This window comes from Pseudomonas sp. 91RF (assembly GCF_003576265.1).
Lineage (GTDB): Bacteria > Pseudomonadota > Gammaproteobacteria > Pseudomonadales > Pseudomonadaceae > Aquipseudomonas > Aquipseudomonas kribbensis.
In genome coordinates, this window is sequence record NZ_QWFC01000017.1 from 13,819 (window position 1) to 28,420 (window position 14,602).

Consider the following 14,602-nt stretch of genomic DNA (forward strand, 5'->3'; position numbering starts at 1 on the left):
GCCAGCATCTTCAACGTGGTTCCGTCGCATTTAGTCGTCCGTGACCAGACGAAAATACCCGGCCTGCAGACGCATGTAATCGACCATTTTGAGCGCGACCAAATCCGTCTCCGGGGTCTGGGTCAACGAGGCAAACAGCGACAGTTCACGCTGCTCGGCATCACCGTTGGAGGCCGCTTGCGCGGCCCGTACATCCCGCACGCAAGGTGCACGCATCGCCAGGCGGTCGACCTGAACACCGTTGAGTTCGGTCGGGTACTTGAGGCTGATTCGGAAACCTTCCTCGGTGAGTTCCATCCACTTAGGGAGTGGCTGTTCGGGTGTCGTTTGAATTGCTTGAGTCATTGCGTATTCCTTACAGGCCCAGGGCCGAACGTTCTTCTGCGAGCTGGTCGACGCCGTCGATCACCAGCACCATGCCGACCATGTCGATCTCGTAAACCACCCGGCCGCCGACTTCGAGCTTGTAGTAGGTCAGCGCCATGTTGTGTTTGGTCTCGGCTTTTTCACCGGCCTTCCAGTCCCCCATGTCGACCTCTTTCAGTCCGCCGCGCATGGTGACGATGACCGAGGTGACCTTGCCCTGGAGGCCCTTGAAGGTGCCGCGAAACACCGCATTGCAGGCCGTGCGGTCGGACAGCCCGAACCACTTCAATGCCTCACGGCGCACCCCGTTGGTGGTGAAGCCGGATTCGAGCTTTTCCACCCCGACCGGAATCTCGATCTCGCCGGCCATACCGCCGCCCCGGTAGGTTTCGGTTTTCAGCACGACCTTGGGCAGGGTCAGGCTTGGCACCTCGCCGGCAAAACTCACGCCGTCGATAAACGCCGCGCAATTGGACAAAACTTCAGGTTTCATCAGGAGGCCTCCTTAGGCAGGCTCAAGCACTTCAGTCATCCATTGGTTGGTGACCTCAAAAAGGAAATTCGGGTTCTCGGCCGGCGGCACGTCGGTGAAGCGGATCCGCCAGAACACTTTGCCCTGCTCGATCTGGCTGGCCGTGTTCAGTTCCTCATCGGCGAACACCTCGAAGTTGATCACCGCGCCCTGATTTTTCAGGTCGCGCATGAACGCTTCCAGGCCGTCGGTGACGTCCTTGACGTAGGTCTTGGTGATCGAGCGGTCGACTGCCCATTTGTGCCCGGCCTGCACCGCATCCATGATCATGAACAGCGTGCGCACGCGGGTGACGAACGCCCATTTCGGGTCGCTCGACAGTGTGCGATTACCCCACAGGCGGTAACCGTCGTCGCGGATGATCGTGGTGATGTTCGCGTTGTTGAGCAGGTTGGCCCGGCAGGTGTCGTCGCCGTCCAGGTACTCGACAGCGCGGGTGGTACCGGTGATGCCGGTGAGTTCTTTGTTCGAGGGCGAGGCCCAGAAACCGTAGGTCGCATCGGTCCAGGCAAACAGACCCGCTGCCCATGCCGAACCAGGCGCATCGACTGTCTTGCTTTCTTCGGTGTCCCAGTACTGCACACCGGGGTCGACCATGAACAGGTTGCGGCTGCCGAAGTTCTTGGCGTAGGCCATGGCGGCCTCGTCGGTGGTGCCCGGTCCGTCGATGACGCCGATGGCTCGAAGCTTCTGCGCGAGGCCGTCGATGGCCGTGGCCACCGCCTGAGTGGCCGAATGACCTGGTGCGATCAGCAATCGCGGCTGGGCATTGAACAGGCTTTTGCCATCGAGCAGCGCCTGCAGGCCGGTACGCTGACCTGACACCAGGACGCCACCGATGATCGCCGAAGTCTGAAGCGCCGGGTCGTCCATCTTCGGCACACCGATGGCGACGATCACCGCCTTGGCCTTGGCGTAGATCGCCTTGCAGGCTTTGGTGATCGCGGAGTCAGCGCCGAACGCCGCGATGGCTTCGCGCTCGGTGGTGATCAGTTTGAGTTCGCCGGCCTTGGCGGTGCCGCCGCCGAGCAAGCCGGGAGTGAAGGTGTCGCACAAGCCGATGATCGACGAGGACGGTAACGTGATGGTGCGCGCGCCGGTATCGACCGCTGTGGTCGTGACGCCGTGAAAAAAACTCATAGAGTCGATCTCCAGAAACAGAAAAGCCCCGCATGAGCGAGGCCGTCAGGGATGTTCGTGTTGCAGGTTGTGGAAAAGAAAACGCCCCAGTAGTGTGGGGCGTCTATGGGGCTTGGCTGGGCTCCGGTTCAGGATCTTCAGGCCACGGAAACTCGGCCTGAATTTCCTGATAGCGCGCCACCGCTCGCGCCTGGGCATCCTCCCAGCCCGGCTCGTTCATCAGTTTCAGACGACTGACTTCGGCGAACAGCCGGTCGGTACCGGTTTGAATATCGGAGTAAGCCGCGTTACGCAGGCGCTCGATTTGCTCACGGGTGTAAGGCACAGGATCGGTCGCTATCGGCTTTCCTTCCGGACCAGGGACAATTTGTTTGCCAGACGACTGGGCTGCAAACAGGGCCTGAAACTCCTGATTGGAGAGCTGCACATTGTCTTCAGACTGGGCGTTGAACGCCCCGGTTGATGGCGAATAGGTATGCATCGAAAGACCTCAGTTACTCAAGACGAAAACGGTGAATGCCGCTGCACCGCTGACCGAGCTAGTCACGTTCACCGTGTTTTTTGCAGCGTCGTCAAAACTCATGCTGGTGGCGTAAACCGGGCCACCCTTGGGGCCGAGGTGCTGCGCCCATGTACCCAAAAACTTATTGGCCACAGCAATCGGAAGCGCCACGGTCAGACCTGCGGAGGACGCCGTCACCTGCTGCCAACTGAGGGTTAAACCACCCAGCCAACTTGGAAGACGAATCCAGCCGGTGGTTGCGAATGTGGCGGAAAAGCCGAATTTGAGCTTGGCCGGCGTGACGATTGTCGCGTCATTGGTGCCGGTATCGGTTTGCACTTGTGTGGCGATCTTGGCCGTACCCAACTTAACTTCCGTGGCCTGCGTCGCCAGCGCCGCCAGAGCGGCGATGTCGATGTTTCCCTGATTGATCGGCGCGTTCCAGGCCTTGATGCACCACATGATCGCCAAGTTGCGAGGACGGGTTTCGCTACCAACGTTGCCCGTCATTGGTACGTCAGAGTTGCCGCCAGTACCCGCTCCACTGATGACCACCGCCAGACCCGTGCCCGAAGGGGTAGCAGTCGTTACTGTTTGCCGCAGAGCATGCAAGTGATTCTGAAACGCATGGTCTTGCCAGCTACCAATTGCCCGTCCAGCATCGACGCCGCGCCCATGATCCCAGCCCCGCAGGAACTCGCCACGCGACTCGGGTAAGCGGAAATTGCCGGCGCCCTCATCACCCTTGTTGAAGAGCGTGCCGAGGAACGCCGCCAGATCGGGATAAACCGCAATACTCTTGACCGAACCATCAAGCTCCAGAAACCCGGGTGGGATCTTGTCGACCGGAATCGGCGCCATGACGCCAACCGGCAACGCTGAGGCCTGGGCAATCATCGCCTCGATCTGCGTCTTGGTGTAGGTATCGGTGATGCCCATGCCGGCCAACGTGCTCGGGTTATCCCCCTCCACCACAAGGCCGCGGTCGTTGACCTTGACCCGCGTGAACTGGCCCGGCGTCTTGTTCTTCGGCAGCACTTCCAGAATGGCCGCGTCTACATAGGCCCGAGAGGCCAGCACCACGGCCGGATCAATCTTGAGCTGGATGTTTCCGGTGCTGGTGACGATGAAGTTCATACGCACAATCTGCGTGCGGCCCGAACCTTGTGATAGCAGCGGTTTGAAGCTCGGCGCGCAGTTGGCCACCGCCACCAGGTCACCGTCCGCGTCGTACAGACCGATCTCCCGGATCCACTTGCCGCCCTCATCGGCCGGTATGATCTGTTCAGCGATGATCACCGCCGAATTGACCGGGTCAATGAAGAGCCGATTTAGCGGTTTGCGCCGCCATTCGTTGATCAGCTTGGTCTGGGCTTCACTGGGGACGACTGGGTCGATGTTGTTGGCATCGCCCACGCCCATGTCGGTGATTTTCCAGGGAATGCCGAGCGCGTCGGCATTCGCCTGTTTGGCCATCCCTACCTTGGTGAGGATGGCGAAGAACTGAGAATTCGCATCAGTCATTGATAGATGTCCAGAGTGTCGATGGTGTGTTCGCGCCCGACCACGCCGAAGCTGCCCGTGGCTTCAATGTCACGCATCACTGGCGGGTAGACGTCGATCTCGTCGCCTTCGTAGAGGGACGCTGCAATGTTCAGGTCGCCTTGCGTTTCAAGGCTGATGGCAAGGCCGGTGAGTTGCCGGCTGACGGGTTTGGCGTCATCGATCAGGCGTTCGAGTTCGAGGTACATGTCCTCGGTGATGCCGGTGTCGAGTACGCCGACCTTCAGGGCGAAGGTGCCCGGCACGCCCTCCGGCACGGTCTGCCACCACTCCAACACCTCGATCAGGTAACCCAGCGGCTCGACCACCCGCCGCAGTGCGCCAATGGTGCCCTTGTGCTTGTGGATGTAGAACGAGGCCTTGATCGCGGCGCGCTTGACCGACTCTGGCCACGCTGGATCCCAGCGATCCACCGACCAGGCCCAGGCCAGGTGCGGCAGCAAGTGCACCGGACAGGTGTCGGGGTTGTACAGCGTCCGTAACGGGATCAGTGTGGTCTCGGCGAACGTCGCCTCGATACCCCGTTCCAGGGGAGTGCTGTTGAGCGGTAGGAGACTGCGCATTCAACCTCCCAGCACGACGGTGTAACCCGTGCAAAACGCGGCCTGTGCCTTGGTGGGTTTCAGATCCTGCCAATCCATCAATTCCACCCGACCGACACCGGCGACGTGCAGCTGCGCGTCGACACCGGACCGGGCCACTTCGACGCCCAGTCGGCGCCGTGGATTGATCCAGGCCTCCAATCGACGAATTGCCTCAGTCAGTGCCGCGTCGTTCTCCGGGCCCGCGCCTCTCATGTGCAGCACGGCGTCGACGCGGTAACGCAGGATCTCCGCCCCGCGCACGGTGACCCGGTCGCCGACCGGTCGCACGTCGTCATCGTTCACAGCCGCCGCGACCAAGGCCAAAAGCTCCGGCCCGGCCGTGCCGTCGCCCTCCAGCCCCAGCACCGTGACATCGACACAGGCCGGCGCCGGGCTTTCCGCCGTGGCATCGGCGACCAGCGCCGAGGCGTTGCGTGCATGAAGGATGTAGCTGTTGCGCGGGCCGGCCGTGGTCAGACCTTCGTAAGCCAACTGGATGCGCTCGCGCAACGCATCATGAGATTCCATCACTGCCGCAACCGGTGGCACGGCCAGCGGATCCGCAGCCTGAATCACCAGGCGCTTCAGATTGACGTTGGCGGCCAGGTGATCCAGATCGGCACCGGTGGCATAGGCCAGCAATTGGGCCTTGGCCGCGTCGTTGACCCGCGCACGGTTGCCAAGCTTGATGTAGCTGCCAACCTCCAGCAGCTTGGTCACCGGGTCGCTTTCCAGCGAGGCCGTCCAGTTCTGGCCCATGTGCCCCCGGAACACACCCAGCGCTTCGCTGTACGTATCCTCAAAGTCCAACGGTTCCAGCACATCGGGGGCCGGCAGCTCCGACAGATCTATCAGGGTGCTCATACCCACACCTCCAACGTGCCGCGCTCACCGAGGTATTCGCCGCTGATTCTGAAATTGATTTGACCGCCCAGGACGGAGACCACCACGACGCGCTCCAGCTTGAGCCGAGGCTCCCATCGGTTGAGCGCCCGCACGGCCTCGGCCTGCGCCGCGCTTTTCCAGCCTTCGTTGATGGGCAGGTCGACCATGCGCCGCAACTTGCTGCCGTACTCCGGGCGTTCGCGGCGGCTCAGCAGCGGCGTGCCGAGAATGTCCGCAACTGATTGACGAAGATGCTCGATGCCGGAGATGGGCTGCCCGGTGTGGCGATCCATTCCGATCATCGGGATTACTCCTGGAGGGGCTCAAACTCGGCGTGGTTCTTGAGGCAGGTCAACGCGACCTCATCGGAGATGTCGACCGAGACCTTGCTCTTCGCCACGGCCAACGTGCGGCCGTCCGGAAGGATGACCGTGCGTGAGGTGTAAAGAGTGTCGCGGAACGTCGTGACCCGCGCAGACGCATTACCAGGGAAACCCTGAGTCAGTGGGACCAGCCCAGGTACTGGCGCCCCTTCATGCGGGTCCTGCGTTTCTCCATCATTTTTTGGTTTGCTCATGAATGCTCCAGCCATGAAAAAGCCCGCACTCGGCGGGCTGGGTTAAAGGTTTCGCTAATGCTTGTGGTGGTTGCTGTTGCCGGTGGTATCCAGAATCGCGCCGTCGCTGGTGATGTCCTGCGAGGCGTGCAGCGTGCCGTCGATGTTGACCGGCCCCTTGATGTTGACCGCGCCCTGCAGATTGATCGTGGCCGACTTCACCGTCACAGCGTCATCGGTAATCTCGGCCTGGGTCGCCCCGACATTGATGGTGACCATGCCCGTCGGCAGGGTGATGCTGTAGCTTTTTGCCTGCCAGTCGTAGATCAGGGATCCGCCATCGTCGAAACGCCAGACTTCGACGTGATCGCGGTTGTCTGGCGGCGGTCCACCGTTGCCGTACAGACCGGGGATGAACGTGCCTTGTGCCACGTCGCCGCTGGCACTGATCAAGGTGCCTTGCTCGTCAATGCTGGGGGCTCGCCAGTGGCGTGCCTTGCCTGCGGCGACGCTGTGCCAACGCACCCAGCCACTGACCCATTCACCGTCCGAGACGCGGCACACCGGAGGCGATGCGGCGAGATCCACCGCGACCACGTAGCAGTCCTTGACCAGACCGGCGAGCATGCGGTCGTGCTGTGCGGCGACATAAGCCGAACTCACAACACGTCCTCCGGACGGAACGGACCATCGCCCGGCTCCATGTTCAGCACCAGGGTGCCCGGTGGCTGATCCGGCCATGGCCATTCGGCCTCACCGAGGTAGATCTGTTGCGTCCACTCCACGACCCAGACGGTGTAACCGTCCAGCTCGGGCTTGGTCCAGTCCGGCATGGCCTGCACGAACTCCGCCGGTTCGACCGCCATACCCCAGCTCTGCATGCGCAGCAGCGCGGCGAGGTGGCCAGCCAGAAACACCGCCTGTTGATGGTGATCCGGCTGAATGGGATCGGTGATCACCCGCGCCTCGAACTTGCAGGCCAAGCCGATTTCACCTGTTCCCGGATCGAGGCCTGGTTCCATCTCGGCCAGCTCGATCAGCACCGCCGGCAGTGGTAAACGATCCAAGTCATTCGGCCATATGGCCACCGTCTGCACCCATGGCAAATGGTCCTGAATACGTTGTTCGATGGCGTGATAAAGCTGCTCAAGACTGAACGGCTCGTCGACTTGATCGGCCACGTCATTTCCCCCTCAGGTGCTTCTGCAGCTCAAAGTTGAGTTCCTGCTGCAGGACGTGCAGCAACTGTTCGTCGGCCCTGCGGATCCAGCTTTCGAAGTGTGGCCGCGCCTGCTCCAGCGACACCTTGGCTTTCGCCAGCGGAAAGCGGCTGCCGTGTTCAGCGATCCAGCCCGAACTGGCCCCGCCCGCCCCACTGACATCGCTGTCGGGGTAGTCACTGGCGTCAAAATGCTTGCTGGCCGTGCGGATCCAGACGTCCGCACTGCTGCCATAGACCTTTTTGAAAAACGCCCCCTGAAAGCGCCGGCCGGCCACCGACACACCGGATCGACTCTGCCGGGGCCGGCCGATGCGACTGGCCTCTATGGCATTCAGGCCGAACCACAGCTTGCCGCTGTTCGCACCACCGCTGACCGGGTAAGCTCGCAACCGCTGCCGCACAGCAGCAACCGCAATACGCTCCTGTCGGCCAACGGCGCGAGCAATTTGCGTGGCGAGCCATCGCAACGTTTTGTTGATGGCTCGCCGCTGTGCAGCAGCAGCGGCTTTCGGCACCAGGGCGGCGAAATCCTGAAAAGCTTTCAGATCTGCCGCCGAGGTCTGCAGCGAAATCATCCCTCCGCCGGCCGAGGGCTTGAAGTAGCTGCCGACACTCACGGTCGCTTCCTCAGGATCAAGGCGACCAGGCCATCACCGGTGGGCTCAAGCTGCAGCAGGTCGTAGTCCCCACCACCGTCCAGGTCCGGTACATCAACGCTTACCAGCAGCCCCTTGCTCAGACCATCGGCGTCAGCAACACGGACCTCGAAGCGCGGCTCGCGAATGGCGGTGTTGATCCGACCCATCCGCGGTTGTAACCAGGGCGCCGAAAACATGCCCAGCACCGGTTCACTACGCCCTTCGATCCGCGCACGGTCGCCCAAGGTTTCGAACACGACGCTGTCGACATCGGCCATCAGCTCGCGAATGCCCATGACTACATCTCCAACAGGATCTGCGCCAGCGGCCGGGTGCACATGTGCAGTGGGTTGGACTGCGCCTCACCGGCCATGCCCTTGTTGAACGGCAAGGGTTCGATCTTGCTGTAGTACGGCACGCCTTCGGTGTTGACCGTTTCCATGTAGTCGGCCGGCGCAAACACCGAGATGTACAGATCCGGAACACCTTCGGGAATCAGCAGGGCCTTGTCGTCGTGCACGAACGTCACGCCCGCGATCTTGCCGCGATAACGCTCCCAGGTGATGCCGCCGTAATCGAAGCTTTCACGCGCGTCACCGCGCAACGAGGCCGCTTGCTGCGTATTGAGGTAGGTGTCTTTCACCTCCTTAAGTTTCAGCATGGCGTTCCAGAAGTTCTTGCCACAGAATGCGCGCGAACCACTACGGGTAACGCTCCCCAGAGCGTCTTCCTGCAAATCCAGGGCATCACCACACTTGATACGAAAGTCCTCGTCCGAGCCACCAAAGCCCATCGACAAACTTTTTCGTTTCACACCGAAACGGTCATAAAGATCGAGCAATACCGTTTTGCCGTCAGCGTCGTAGATCTTGCCGTTCAGCGCGCCCAGCCGCTGGAATTCATGGGTGACGTCCAGTTGGCGGCGCGCCTTGGCCAGACGTTTGTTGACGACGTCCTGCACCGACTGCAGCTCGGAGCGCGTACCGAAGGCGCGAATACCCTGGATCTCATCAGCCTTGATGGTGAAGCGCTCAGGCAGATGCACGGTGTTGAACGGGATCAGGTTGCGTTTGCTGCCCGACACCACCAGACCGGAGGTGCCGCGCTCACCGGCCGGTACCAGGGCGAGGGTGTCGCCGTCTTTCTCGATCTGCACCGTCAGGGTGGTAATGCCTTCCTCCTGGAACAGACCCAGGCTGCCAATGCGCCCGGGTACGTATTCCTGTTCGTTGATGGCGGCGGTCAACGAGGACACCGAAAACGCCTCGTCGTTGAAGATTTGAATGTCAGCCATGAAGCAGTCTCCAGAAAACAAAAAACCCGCACAGGGCGGGCTGAAAATTTGATGGCGATCGTCTTAGCGAACGATCACGTTATGGGCGGCCAGCGCTTTCTCGGCGGCCAGATCCAGGCCGGTCAGGTGTGCTTCGCTGACCTCGGCCAGACGCACCACGGCGCGCCCGCGACGGACAATGTCGGACGTGCTCAGCGGGCCGAAGAGAATCGCCTGCGCGTTCTCACTGCCGTCTTCAGCGGTCGGGTTATACGGCGCGAATTCGCCGGTGGCGGTGACCAGACCCAGGATCTGACCAGGCTCCAGCGCCGGGCCGGCGGCGACGTTGATTGCTTCGCGGGAAATGGTGCCAGCGCCCTCGGACAGGAGGAATTCGCCGGCGTGCATCGGTTCACGTTGAATGTTCATGCAGTAGCTCCAGTAAGTGAGGTTCGTTTGCCGGTCTGCGCCGCTTGCCGTGCGGACCAGATCGAGGGCTGGTCGATTTGCTTGGCCTGCACTTTCGGCGGAAGGTCATCGGCCAGTGGAAGGCTGTTATCGATCTCGAAGCCTTTGCCGCAGCCCACCAGTTTGTCGAAGAGCCGGGCACGCACCGTCGAGGTATCCAGGCCCGCCGAAACGTACTCGGCACTGAACTCCGGTAACCGCGCGGCAACGCACAAGTCGTTGATGGCTTTGGCCTGGGTCAGCGACGCCTGCACCACCGCTTCGCTTTCCAGCTTGGTGACAGCGAGCAGCGGCTCGATCAGGTTGCTGATACCCGCCGCCGTGCAACGCTGGCTGATCAGCAACGCCAGTTGTGCAGCATTGGACGCCGGCGCCGGCGGGTCATCTGGGATCGGCGGCTCAGGGTCCGGTGTGGGTTCGGGTTCCGGATCAGTCGGTTCATCCAGTTGAGCCAGCAGCGCGGCCGGTGCATGCTGGAAACGCTGCAGCACGGCGCCCTGCCCCAAACACGCTTTGACTTTGACGCCGTCGCCGATCTCATCGGCCAGACCCAAGGCCACCGCTTCGTTTGCCGTCAACCAGGTCTCGGCCGCCACCAGGCGGCGCAACTCGGGCTCATCGATGTCAGGAGCCTTGGCCTTGTAAGCCGCGATGATGGCTTCCATAGTCTGGTCCAACACATCGGCGACCTTGCGAAAGCTCTCGGCGTCGCCGGCGGCGTAGGTCCACGGGTTGTGGATCATCAACATGGCGTTGGACGCAATCACCACACGGTGCGCCCCGCACACCGCAACGCTGGCTGCGCTCGCGGCCAGTGCATCGATCCGGCCAGTGCAACGCTCACCCAAGCGCGACAACGCGTTGTGCATCGCCAGTCCGTCAAACAGATCACCGCCGACACTGTTGAAGGCGGCGACCACCGGCGACACGCCGTCGTCCATGGCGCGCAGATCCTGGACAAACTGATTGGCGGTAATGCCCCAGGTACCGATTTCGCCGTAGACGAACACTTCAATGGTGCGTTGCTCGGCGTCGCCGTTGGCCTGCATGGCATACCAGCTCTTGTCAGAGACCTGCACGCGCTCGCCGGCCTTATTGTAAATGCGCGGTCGCGCCTGTTTGCTCATGATTGCTCCTTGTCGTCGAGCGACTCGATGACGTCGAGGGTGTTGTAGTTGAGGCCCAGGCGAACGGCCCGGGCGAGGTCAGCGGCGTTTTCCGCATCAACCGTTTCGGCGTCGTAGCCGGTGCGCAGCACCATCTCGCTGCGCGAGGCGAAACCGGCCTTCACCTCCATCGTGCGTGCCTGTACGTCCTGCACCGGCTGGATGTAGGCCCAGCCCTGCGGTACCCAGCGGGTGCGCAGATATTCGCGTCGACGCTGGGCGTAATCCTCCAGCTCCAGCGCACCGGACAGCACCGCCATGTCCATCCACGCAGCACGGACCGGCCGACACAGCTGATGTACGTAAACGCTGAACTGGAGCTGCTCAAGCCGACGGCGAAACTCGTTGAGCACAACGCGCAACGCGCGGTCGTTGATCTCGCGCATGTCGCCGGTGAGAATCTCGTAAGGTGTGCCGGTACCGGCCGCAGCGGCCATCAGTTGCTGCCGCATGAAGTCCGGGTAGTTATTGCCGGCGTCCGGCGGTTTGGAGAACTCCACCTCTTCGCCCGGTCCGAGTTCCTGCATGGTGCCCGGCTCGAGCGCAACCATTGGCGTGAAGCCGTCGCGGTCGGTCACCAGCGGCTGACCGGTGACAGGATCGCGCGGCAAGGGACCGGAGTCCGGCGGCGGGCGGGTGATAAAACCCGCGAACAGGTTGGCCACCTCCTGGCGAAACAGCACCGCGTCGTCGTAGTTGTCGAGGCTGCGCAGGCGCTTGAGTACCGGCGACAAGCGCGGCACGCCCCGCAACTGTCCGGGCTCCAGGGGCTCGAAGATGTGCAGCACTTGCGTGGCTGGCACGCGCACCAGCTGGTTGTAGCCGGAATTCAACGACGAGGGATCGCCCGGGTGCGAACGGTACATCCAGTAAGCCACGCGCTTGCCGACCGGGTTGAACTCAATGCCGGCGCGAATCACGTTGCCATCGCGGGTGGTTTCGAATTTGTCGTGCGGCACGAACTCCGGTGCGAGCAACTGCAATTGCAACGGCACCGCATGACCATCGTCCAGACTGCGTGGTCGCAACCGAATGAAGCATTCGCCCGAGGTTTCGACCGTGCGCGCGGCGAGCGCCTGCTGACCGTAGAAGTCGGTCAGGTCATCGGCGTCCGACTCATCGACCCAGTCTTCCCACAGCTCCTGCAGTCGCTTGCGTAGCGCGTCATCGTCCGTCTTCGGCCGGGGGTTGATACCGGTGCCGATCAGGTTACTGACGCGCTTTTCGATGACGTTGAAGGCATACGGATCGTTGCGCACTGCGGCCCGCGAACGTGAACGCAGATTGCGCAGCGCTGGCGTGTTGATGGTGTTCAAGCCATTGTCGGGCGCATCCCAGCCAGCGGAACGACGGCCCTCCCCGGCGCCTTCGTAACTGGCCTTGATGTTCGACGGCAGCAAGAATCCGTTACGGGTCAGCGTCGGATAACGAGCCATTACAGTCCTTTGCCTCCGTGATAAAGCCGGACCACGCGTGAGCGCGGCCCAGCAGCGTTGAGCAGCGAGGTGCGGATTTCTTCGCGCGCCTGCAGAAGCTCGTTGATGGTGCGGTACTCGACGGTGCGGTCGCCAAAGCGAACGGTTTTTTCACCGCGCGCGATGGCCTTCTCGATCACGTCGAGGTGCTGTTGGGTAAAGGACATATCAGCGTCTCTTCAGATAACCGCTGGTAGAACTGCGGCGTGGTGATGGCGATGCAGCAGGTCGCGTGGGTGCGAGAGGTGCAGCCGGTGTAGGCGGTGTAGGCGGTGTAGGCGGTGCCAGTTGGGCTTGCCGGACAGCAGCCGGCGGCGCTGTTTCGGCAATTTGGGCTTGTTCAATACGCTCGGCCTGGACAGGCTTGGCCGGTGCATCGTCGAACAACCCGGACTGCGCCAGCGCCTGACGCACTCGATCCCAGTCGTGTTCCTGGTAACGGTTGATGCCGAGGTAATGGGCCATGGCCAAGCAGTACACGATCAGATCGAGGGCTTCGTTGCGTTCGGCTTTACCCTTGACCCACTCGATGCGCTTGTGACCGCGCACGTAACGCACGACTTTGCGTTCGGCGACGCACTGAGCAAAGAATTCGTCCGGTAAGTCGTTGGCGAAGTGCAGAGAGCCTGGCCCGTCCGGAAACGGATAGCGGTTGTAGATCCAGTCCTTGGCCGTGTCAGTCCCGACGAACCACAACTCAGCACCGTTACGTTCGGTCTGGCCTTTCCAGGTCACGTCGACCAGGGACGGGCGCTGCGCGATGACTGGCCTACCCGGCTTACTTGCGCCTTTAATGGCGAAGACGTTGCGCCAACGACGAACGCGGCAGAACTGATAAACCTCATCGGTGTGGTGACCGCCGGAGTCGACGCCAACGGCAAGAATGCCCAAGCCGACACCGCAAGGATGCCGGTAGCGAGTTTTGAGTTTTTCGTCCAGCACGGACCAGGTGCGCTCGTCGGCTGGATCGCCCCAGATGACCTGGTGATCCACCACCCAGCGCTCCATGCCGACACCAAAACCCATCACCATCATTTCCAGGCGGTTGGCCTGGACGTCGACGGCGCCGGTCAGCATCAGCACACCGGCCGGCATCGTGCCCAGGGTGTAGATCTCCTGCCGTGCCCTGGCAATCAGCACTTCTGCCTTGGTCTGTTCGAGTGCGCTGTCCCAGACCTTGGCCAGACGGGTGTTGTAGAACACCTGCATCAGGCTGGTATCGCCTTGAGCCTGGGCTTTTTTTGCGTCTTCAAACTCGATGGCAAGCGAGGTCCAGTCCATCCAGCCGGTTGGTGAGTACAAGGCGCTGAGATGAAATCCCACCGTCTTGCCGTCGCCGCTACCGTGCGCACGCCACTCGCCCCGGGCGAGCATGTCACTCTTATGGTGCTCCTCGATGAGAACGTCACAGTCCAACCCGGACGCCGTGCACTTGTAATGCACGACACTGAAGTCGGCGGAATAGAGGAGGTTTTCCCACTCCAGCACCTGCATGTGCCCACAGTGCGGACAAGGCACGTAGTAGTGGCGCTGATCGCTGGACTCGAACAGATCGGCGATCCGCGAGGCGCCTTTGATCGTAGGTGAACTGGAAAAGTAGATCTTGGCATTGCGGCCGAAGTTGGTCGCCCGCGTCTCTGCCAGCTTGATCGGATCACCTTCCTGGCCGACGTCGTTCTCCCAGCGGTCGACTTCGTCCCCGTAGATGTAGCGTGCCGACAGCTCCGACAGGTTGGCCGCAGAACCTGCGGTAGTGACGTACAGCGAGCCACCCTCGAATTCCTTGGTGTCCATAGTGTTGCGCGCGTCCCGCGAGCGAGTGGCCGCAACCCGCTCGCGCAACACAGGAGTGGCTTGGATGGTCTTGCTAATCCGCCCCGATACCCGTTTGGACAGGCCGAGACTGGGCAGTAGCGCCAGGATGTTCGAGGGGGCCATATGGATCAGGCCGCCCATCCAGTTCAGGGCGATCTGCGTTTTCATCAACTGCGAGGCCACCATGGTGACCACGCGCCTGCAAGGATGAGCCGGCGACAGGCAGCGCATTGGCTCGCGGGCATAAGGTGTCCGTGAAGTGCGATACTGGCCGGGCTCGGGGGCACCGGTGTCACGCGGGATCCGCATGTAATCGTCGGCCCATTCGTCGATCCAGAGATCGGGATCGGGCCGCAGGCCACGAAAGTAATTCTCACGGTACACCTTTGCACCGTCAGAAAATTCCGTGTGCATAGG

Annotated in this window: 19 protein-coding genes; all 19 read right to left on the reverse strand. The window is 61.8% G+C overall.

Annotation, left to right across the window (positions count from 1 at the left end; genetic code table 11):
* Window positions 1-30: 30 nt before the first annotated feature.
* A complete protein-coding gene (locus DXT77_RS05725; RefSeq protein WP_178083442.1) occupies window positions 31-345 on the reverse strand; it encodes a phage tail assembly protein in 315 nt (104 codons plus the stop codon).
* 10 nt (window positions 346-355) lie between these two features.
* Window positions 356-859, reverse strand: coding sequence for a phage major tail tube protein (locus DXT77_RS05730; protein WP_119426935.1), 504 nt, complete (start codon window positions 857-859; stop codon window positions 356-358).
* Window positions 860-871: 12 nt separating this feature from the next.
* Window positions 872-2,038 (reverse strand): phage tail sheath family protein, encoded by a 1,167-nt coding sequence (locus tag DXT77_RS05735; protein WP_119426936.1) that lies wholly within the window; start codon window positions 2,036-2,038, stop codon window positions 872-874.
* Between the two features lie 103 nt (window positions 2,039-2,141).
* Complete coding sequence (locus tag DXT77_RS05740; RefSeq protein ID WP_119426937.1) at window positions 2,142-2,519, reverse strand: hypothetical protein; 378 nt, start codon at window positions 2,517-2,519, stop codon at window positions 2,142-2,144.
* Between the two features lie 9 nt (window positions 2,520-2,528).
* On the reverse strand, window positions 2,529-4,064 hold the full coding sequence (locus tag DXT77_RS05745; RefSeq protein WP_119426938.1) for a phage tail protein: 1,536 nt from the start codon (window positions 4,062-4,064) through the stop codon (window positions 2,529-2,531).
* Entirely contained in the window at window positions 4,061-4,666 is a 606-nt protein-coding gene (locus DXT77_RS05750; RefSeq protein WP_119426939.1) for a phage tail protein I, read from the reverse strand. Before DXT77_RS05750 ends, DXT77_RS05745 begins: the two co-directional genes overlap by 4 nt.
* A complete protein-coding gene (locus DXT77_RS05755) occupies window positions 4,667-5,551 on the reverse strand; it encodes a baseplate J/gp47 family protein (protein ID WP_119426940.1) in 885 nt (294 codons plus the stop codon). It abuts the gene before it with no gap.
* On the reverse strand, window positions 5,548-5,874 hold the full coding sequence (locus DXT77_RS05760) for a GPW/gp25 family protein (protein WP_119426941.1): 327 nt from the start codon (window positions 5,872-5,874) through the stop codon (window positions 5,548-5,550). Before DXT77_RS05760 ends, DXT77_RS05755 begins: the two co-directional genes overlap by 4 nt.
* A gap of 5 nt (window positions 5,875-5,879) precedes the next feature.
* The gene (locus DXT77_RS05765; RefSeq protein ID WP_256662907.1) at window positions 5,880-6,149 is read right to left on the reverse strand and encodes a hypothetical protein; all 270 of its coding nucleotides are present in this window, start codon (window positions 6,147-6,149) and stop codon (window positions 5,880-5,882) included.
* 54 nt (window positions 6,150-6,203) lie between these two features.
* Complete coding sequence (locus DXT77_RS05770) at window positions 6,204-6,755, reverse strand: phage baseplate assembly protein V (protein WP_119427027.1); 552 nt, start codon at window positions 6,753-6,755, stop codon at window positions 6,204-6,206.
* Window positions 6,756-6,787: 32 nt separating this feature from the next.
* Window positions 6,788-7,309: a hypothetical protein gene (locus tag DXT77_RS05775; RefSeq protein WP_119426942.1), complete on the reverse strand. Its 522-nt coding sequence runs from the start codon at window positions 7,307-7,309 to the stop codon at window positions 6,788-6,790.
* 1 nt (window position 7,310) lies between these two features.
* A complete protein-coding gene (locus tag DXT77_RS05780) occupies window positions 7,311-7,967 on the reverse strand; it encodes a hypothetical protein (RefSeq protein WP_119426943.1) in 657 nt (218 codons plus the stop codon).
* A complete protein-coding gene (locus DXT77_RS05785; protein WP_119426944.1) occupies window positions 7,964-8,284 on the reverse strand; it encodes a hypothetical protein in 321 nt (106 codons plus the stop codon). Before DXT77_RS05785 ends, DXT77_RS05780 begins: the two co-directional genes overlap by 4 nt.
* A gap of 2 nt (window positions 8,285-8,286) precedes the next feature.
* Window positions 8,287-9,282 (reverse strand): major capsid protein, encoded by a 996-nt coding sequence (locus tag DXT77_RS05790; protein ID WP_119426945.1) that lies wholly within the window; start codon window positions 9,280-9,282, stop codon window positions 8,287-8,289.
* Between the two features lie 63 nt (window positions 9,283-9,345).
* Complete coding sequence (locus tag DXT77_RS05795) at window positions 9,346-9,690, reverse strand: head decoration protein (protein ID WP_095139914.1); 345 nt, start codon at window positions 9,688-9,690, stop codon at window positions 9,346-9,348.
* The gene (locus tag DXT77_RS05800; RefSeq protein WP_119426946.1) at window positions 9,687-10,856 is read right to left on the reverse strand and encodes a head maturation protease, ClpP-related; all 1,170 of its coding nucleotides are present in this window, start codon (window positions 10,854-10,856) and stop codon (window positions 9,687-9,689) included. The genes DXT77_RS05795 and DXT77_RS05800 overlap by 4 nt, the downstream gene beginning before the upstream one ends.
* Window positions 10,853-12,331 (reverse strand): phage portal protein, encoded by a 1,479-nt coding sequence (locus DXT77_RS05805; protein ID WP_119426947.1) that lies wholly within the window; start codon window positions 12,329-12,331, stop codon window positions 10,853-10,855. Before DXT77_RS05805 ends, DXT77_RS05800 begins: the two co-directional genes overlap by 4 nt.
* On the reverse strand, window positions 12,331-12,537 hold the full coding sequence (locus tag DXT77_RS05810; RefSeq protein ID WP_095139911.1) for a phage head-tail joining protein: 207 nt from the start codon (window positions 12,535-12,537) through the stop codon (window positions 12,331-12,333). The genes DXT77_RS05805 and DXT77_RS05810 overlap by 1 nt, the downstream gene beginning before the upstream one ends.
* A gap of 1 nt (window position 12,538) precedes the next feature.
* A complete protein-coding gene (locus tag DXT77_RS05815) occupies window positions 12,539-14,599 on the reverse strand; it encodes a phage terminase large subunit family protein (protein ID WP_119426948.1) in 2,061 nt (686 codons plus the stop codon).
* Window positions 14,600-14,602 lie beyond the last annotated feature (3 nt).

Coding starts and splice junctions, on each gene's coding strand:
- DXT77_RS05725 (WP_178083442.1), bottom strand. CDS start 345: ATGACTCAAGCAATTCAAACGACACCCGAACAGCCACTCCCTAAGTGG.
- DXT77_RS05785 (WP_119426944.1), bottom strand. CDS start 8,284: ATGGGCATTCGCGAGCTGATGGCCGATGTCGACAGCGTCGTGTTCGAA.
- DXT77_RS05730 (WP_119426935.1), bottom strand. CDS start 859: ATGAAACCTGAAGTTTTGTCCAATTGCGCGGCGTTTATCGACGGCGTG.
- DXT77_RS05755 (WP_119426940.1), bottom strand. CDS start 5,551: ATGAGCACCCTGATAGATCTGTCGGAGCTGCCGGCCCCCGATGTGCTG.
- DXT77_RS05810 (WP_095139911.1), bottom strand. CDS start 12,537: ATGTCCTTTACCCAACAGCACCTCGACGTGATCGAGAAGGCCATCGCG.
- DXT77_RS05815 (WP_119426948.1), bottom strand. CDS start 14,599: ATGCACACGGAATTTTCTGACGGTGCAAAGGTGTACCGTGAGAATTAC.
- DXT77_RS05795 (WP_095139914.1), bottom strand. CDS start 9,690: ATGAACATTCAACGTGAACCGATGCACGCCGGCGAATTCCTCCTGTCC.
- DXT77_RS05735 (WP_119426936.1), bottom strand. CDS start 2,038: ATGAGTTTTTTTCACGGCGTCACGACCACAGCGGTCGATACCGGCGCG.
- DXT77_RS05765 (WP_256662907.1), bottom strand. CDS start 6,149: ATGAGCAAACCAAAAAATGATGGAGAAACGCAGGACCCGCATGAAGGG.
- DXT77_RS05800 (WP_119426946.1), bottom strand. CDS start 10,856: ATGAGCAAACAGGCGCGACCGCGCATTTACAATAAGGCCGGCGAGCGC.
- DXT77_RS05770 (WP_119427027.1), bottom strand. CDS start 6,755: ATGCTCGCCGGTCTGGTCAAGGACTGCTACGTGGTCGCGGTGGATCTC.
- DXT77_RS05740 (WP_119426937.1), bottom strand. CDS start 2,519: ATGCATACCTATTCGCCATCAACCGGGGCGTTCAACGCCCAGTCTGAA.
- DXT77_RS05805 (WP_119426947.1), bottom strand. CDS start 12,331: ATGGCTCGTTATCCGACGCTGACCCGTAACGGATTCTTGCTGCCGTCG.
- DXT77_RS05760 (WP_119426941.1), bottom strand. CDS start 5,874: ATGATCGGAATGGATCGCCACACCGGGCAGCCCATCTCCGGCATCGAG.
- DXT77_RS05745 (WP_119426938.1), bottom strand. CDS start 4,064: ATGACTGATGCGAATTCTCAGTTCTTCGCCATCCTCACCAAGGTAGGG.
- DXT77_RS05790 (WP_119426945.1), bottom strand. CDS start 9,282: ATGGCTGACATTCAAATCTTCAACGACGAGGCGTTTTCGGTGTCCTCG.
- DXT77_RS05750 (WP_119426939.1), bottom strand. CDS start 4,666: ATGCGCAGTCTCCTACCGCTCAACAGCACTCCCCTGGAACGGGGTATC.